Here is a 3,378-nt window from a genome sequence, read left to right as displayed (position 1 = left end):
GAGAAAAAAGGGAATGGAAATATATTATAGCAGCGAAAAGAGGGTAAAATGTGGGGATAAATTTTGAAGAAGTAAAAGCTATAGTGGAGTTGGGGATAATGGGTGTCATAAGCTATACTTATATTACTCAGCAAAAAAAACTTTTTGAACAGCAAGAAAAAACGATAACCGTTCTAGCTAAATTAGAAAATCAGCTAAACAATGATTTTTTAAAAGGGAAAGGGATGGAGATAGCTTTAACACTGAAAATACAGGATATGCGGTGGGCAGTACAAAAACGTATATTGAAGTATATAAAAAATAATCACTTGGAAGAGAACTGGGAGATTATCAACAAAGAAATTAACACTTTCTTTGACGCTAAAATGATTAATTTTGAAAATGATATGCACGATATAATAGAAGAAACAACTTATAAATTGTTATCTCGTATGATAAAAGATGAGTTTGAACAGACAAAAGAAATATTGCTGCATATTTTGGACGACTTGAAAAAGGAAGGTGTCAAAGAAAAAGATTTGTACGGAAAAGCAGCAAGGATTGTCGAGACACATATGGAGTCGATTGAAAACGAACTTGTTGCTAAAATAAAATCACTTATAAATTGATAGCCAGAAATGGCTATCTTTTTTTGTAAATAATTTTAAATATTTTATCAAAAGGTGTTGACTTTTGATAAAAAGTGTAGTATAATAATATTAAGATAAAGGATGAATGAGGAGTGATGAAAATGACAAAAAATGAAATAGCTAAAAATATAAATAAAACAGTTAAAGGGATAGGAAGAACAATAGCTTTAGATTATAAAGCTGAGTTCAAAGTTGGGCAAATATTAACAGCTGAAAAAGCCGAAAGCTGGACAAACGGTGGAGAATTTATTGTTGAAACAACTAGAAAATATGAATATTTTCTTAACTGTATAAATGAAGTTGATGTTCACGAAGTAAACTATGATTTACTAAGTGAAGCTGAAACAGAAGAAGATGAAAAATATGCAGAAGCATATTATGAAGTATTGGGGACTGATGAAGATAGTTATTATGAAAAAGAAGTGTTAGTTCCAGCAGGTACAAAATTTGAAATCATAAGCGTTGCGGATGATAGTGCTTTTGAAGAAGTTGGTTATTGCGAAATAACTGTAAAAAGAATATAAGGAGGAGAAAATGGAAACAAAGAAAGAAACTAGGGGGGCAAAAAAAGGACGTCCAAAACCAGCGACAAGCGGACGAAAAAAGGCTGAGCCAGGAATGAAAATAAAAAAAGTTTCTGTTGCACTTCCCGAAAAAATGTGGGAAGAGTTGACAGAACGAGCAAAAAAACAAGAAATTACTAGAAACAAATTAATAAAAAATATACTAGAAATTTATTTGAAAAAATAATAAACATTTTTATCAAAAGGTGTTGACTTTTGATAAAAAGTGTAGTATAATAATAATGTAGAAAGGAGGTGAAAAGATTGTAATGGCAAAGAAAAATAAAAAAATGCTGGAAATAAAGGAAGTAACAGTCACGATTAACTTATTTATTTTCAGCATTACAATAAAATTTTCTAAATAGAAAACAGGTTTGAGGGATAGCCACCCTCCACCTGTAACCATTATAACACAAAAATATGAAAAAAGAAATAAAAATCGGAAAAGCAAAAATAAGTTTCGAAATCAAAAAAACAACATTAAAAGAAAAAATATCAGCTTTAATTGTGATTTTTGTTATCGCATTACTGATATATATATTTAAAAAATAAACTTTGGAGGATTAAGAAAATGATGAAGAAATTAAACTACTGGAACGTGAAAGAATATATGTCTGAAAAAGACAAAAAAGTGTGTGAGGACGCTTGGGACAAAGAAATTGAATTAAGAGTTGACGAGTGCGGAAGAGTATTTGATGAATCTGATGCATACATCGCTGATGTAGTGTATCAAGAAAGTTCAGAATACTAAAAATTCAAAAAAAATTGACAAATCTTAAAATATAAGTTATATTATTATTGTGATCACTTTTAATAATACATTGTGTAAAAAAAGAGGGCTTAATTGCTCTCTTTTGTTTTATAATAAACATTATAGTCGGAGGTACAAATGAGAAAAGCAAAATGAAAAAGTTCATCAATAAAAAAGCTATTAGAAATTGAGAGAACAATTATTCTTGATATAGTAATTGACAATTTCAGCGAGTATGAATTATTAAACAAATGTTTTGATAAATTAGATAAAAATTTAAAATTTTAAGGGGAATAAAATGGCAGGAAAAAAGAAATATCAACGGGAAGAACTGGTGATTAAATTACAAAATTTAATTGACAGCGGCAAAGTGAAGAACACAAGTGATTTAGGAGGGAGTTTTTATAACACTTTGAGAAACTATATAGCTCCAACTTGGAGCGAGATATTAAAAGCAGTTGATAGAGACTTGGAACATATCAATATAAAAACAGAATCGGAAATAATAAAAGAATTACAAGAAGTTGTCGATTCAGGAATAAATGCAATTATGGAAGTTGAAAAAGTTTTATCTTATGAAAGAATTTTGGCAAGGTTAAAATGTAAAACTATGAAAGATGTATTCAAAAAAATCAATAGAGAAGAAGAAACGAAACACTTGTTTTTAGTAGAAAAGACGAAAGAGGAAGTAACGAAAGATATTCAAAAATTAGTGTCAGAAGGAACTATAAGAACAATTTATGATTTGAGTAAATATGATTATTCGTATAAAAGATTAAAGAAAATTTTTGGAAATATAACTTGGCGACAAATGGCTAAAGAAATGAAGTTAGATTTACATTTTAAAGCGGAAGTTGATGTAACTAACGAAGAACTGATTGATATTTATAAAGAATTATCAAGAGATTTGGACAAAGATATAAAAGGAGCAACTGCAAGAGACATAAACGACAATTGCATTTATAATCGAGGATGTTTTGAGTTAAGATTTGGCAGTATCAATAATTTAAGAGAAATTTGCGGATATGAATTTAAAAAAAGGGAAGAAAAATGGACAAAGGAAAGAGTACTTGAAACTTTAATTAAAGAGTATAAAAAAAGAAATGGAAAATTAACTCTGAAAAATTTGAAGGAAATAAAAACACTCCCTTCTCAAGGCACTATTTGTAAAAAATTTAAAGTGACAAATTTTACAGAAGTTTTAAAAATAGTAGAAGCAGAAATAAAAAATGGGATTCTATAATCTTGGTATTGTATTTTAAAAAAGAGCCTAATATGGCTCTTATTTTTCTATATTCTTAATAGCTGTTTCAATTTTAACTTTCAGAATTTTCAAATCTTGAATATTCATTTCTTCCAGCTCTATAATTTTTATTTGTTTTAGATTCTCAATATCTTTTTCATCTAAGTTTTTGATTTTTAAATTTTTCATTTA

Annotated in this window: 5 protein-coding genes; all 5 read left to right on the top strand. The window is 28.2% G+C overall.

Annotated features, from left to right (window positions below):
* The first annotated feature begins 50 nt into the window (after positions 1–50).
* The 5 genes from K324_RS0109425 to K324_RS0109395 all read left to right on the top strand — a co-directional run bounded on the left by K324_RS0109425 (position 51) and on the right by K324_RS0109395 (position 3,186).
* Positions 51–608, top strand: a complete 558-nt coding sequence (locus K324_RS0109425) for a hypothetical protein (RefSeq protein ID WP_026748910.1) — start codon at positions 51–53, stop codon at positions 606–608.
* 122 nt (positions 609–730) lie between these two features.
* Positions 731–1,153: a hypothetical protein gene (locus K324_RS0109420; RefSeq protein ID WP_051354438.1), complete on the top strand. Its 423-nt coding sequence runs from the start codon at positions 731–733 to the stop codon at positions 1,151–1,153.
* 10 nt (positions 1,154–1,163) lie between these two features.
* On the top strand, positions 1,164–1,379 hold the full coding sequence (locus K324_RS0109415; RefSeq protein ID WP_026748908.1) for a ribbon-helix-helix protein, CopG family: 216 nt from the start codon (positions 1,164–1,166) through the stop codon (positions 1,377–1,379).
* A gap of 384 nt (positions 1,380–1,763) precedes the next feature.
* Positions 1,764–1,943, top strand: coding sequence for a hypothetical protein (locus tag K324_RS14765; protein WP_036095503.1), 180 nt, complete (start codon positions 1,764–1,766; stop codon positions 1,941–1,943).
* Positions 1,944–2,241: 298 nt separating this feature from the next.
* Positions 2,242–3,186 (top strand): hypothetical protein, encoded by a 945-nt coding sequence (locus K324_RS0109395; RefSeq protein ID WP_026748907.1) that lies wholly within the window; start codon positions 2,242–2,244, stop codon positions 3,184–3,186.
* Positions 3,187–3,378: the final 192 nt, after the last annotated feature.

It is taken from the genome of Leptotrichia trevisanii DSM 22070 (assembly GCF_000482505.1).
Lineage (GTDB): Bacteria > Fusobacteriota > Fusobacteriia > Fusobacteriales > Leptotrichiaceae > Leptotrichia > Leptotrichia trevisanii.
Note: the sequence above shows the minus strand (reverse complement) of the source record. Positions and strands in the feature narration are given on the sequence as shown.

What these genes read in the sequence shown, in the direction of transcription:
- K324_RS0109420 (WP_051354438.1), top strand. Translation starts at nt 731, where the DNA reads ATGACAAAAAATGAAATAGCTAAAAATATAAATAAAACAGTTAAAGGG.
- K324_RS0109415 (WP_026748908.1), top strand. Translation starts at nt 1,164, where the DNA reads ATGGAAACAAAGAAAGAAACTAGGGGGGCAAAAAAAGGACGTCCAAAA.
- K324_RS14765 (WP_036095503.1), top strand. Translation starts at nt 1,764, where the DNA reads ATGATGAAGAAATTAAACTACTGGAACGTGAAAGAATATATGTCTGAA.
- K324_RS0109395 (WP_026748907.1), top strand. Translation starts at nt 2,242, where the DNA reads ATGGCAGGAAAAAAGAAATATCAACGGGAAGAACTGGTGATTAAATTA.